This is a genomic window from Pseudomonas sp. BAV 4579, from assembly GCF_009765395.1.
Lineage (GTDB): Bacteria > Pseudomonadota > Gammaproteobacteria > Pseudomonadales > Pseudomonadaceae > Chryseomonas > Chryseomonas aestiva.
Genome location: NZ_WHOV01000286.1, coordinates 1 through 321, shown reverse-complemented (window position 1 = coordinate 321; position 321 = coordinate 1). Strand labels below are relative to the sequence as shown.

Sequence of the window (321 nt, the reverse complement as noted above, 5' to 3'; positions counted from 1 at the left end):
GGTAGAACGCCACAGCCGCTACGTGATGCTGGTAAAGGTGGCAGGGAAAGACACTCAGACAGTGGTGGATGCGCTGATCGAAAACGCTCTGAGACTGCCTCAGGAGCTCTACCGCTCCCTGACCTGGGATCGAGGTAAGGAGATGGCCGCTCATAAGCGATTCACGCTGGCGACGGACATCCAAGTTTACTTCTGCGATCCCCAGAATCCTTGGCAGCGTGGAACGAATGAAAACACCAACGGCCTTTTACGGCAGTACTTCCCGAAGGGAACTGATCTCTCGCTCTATTCGCAGGACGAACTGGATGAAGTGGCTCGGCA

1 protein-coding gene is annotated in these 321 nt (G+C 55.5%); it reads left to right on the top strand.

The window, feature by feature from the left end; genetic code table 11:
• Positions 1-321 (top strand): IS30 family transposase (locus GSQ95_RS26010; protein ID WP_158897063.1); only part of this gene is annotated, 321 nt, incomplete at both ends.